1 protein-coding gene is annotated in these 304 nt (G+C 39.8%); it reads left to right on the plus strand.

Annotated elements, in window-relative coordinates:
- Positions 1 to 38: 38 nt before the first annotated feature.
- On the plus strand, positions 39 to 304 hold a 266-nt coding region (locus KVT27_RS24165; RefSeq protein WP_217582128.1), incomplete at its 3' end, for a hypothetical protein.

The raw sequence follows: 304 nt of genomic DNA on the forward strand, positions 1-304 counted from the left end.
TGTCAGGGATTAAAGGATAGATAGAAGGGATTTCCACCATGGCGAAACGACCTGCAAAGATCAACAAAAGGATACTTATATGGACAAGCAGCATACGTTATAAATGGATGCTGCTTTTATTTCTGTTCTCACTCACACCTCTGCTTGCTATGGGGTTTATTTCATTTTCCATCTCTAAATCGACGATTAACAAGAAAGTCACGGAATACTCCGAGCAGCTGCTCAAGCAAACTGCCGATAATATCGATACGCGACTTGGCATTTATAAAGACATGATGATGCAAGTCGTGAACAATAATGAAAT

The sequence above is a fragment of the Lysinibacillus sp. GbtcB16 genome (genome assembly GCF_019091145.1).
In the GTDB taxonomy this organism is placed as follows: domain Bacteria; phylum Bacillota; class Bacilli; order Bacillales_A; family Planococcaceae; genus Lysinibacillus; species Lysinibacillus fusiformis.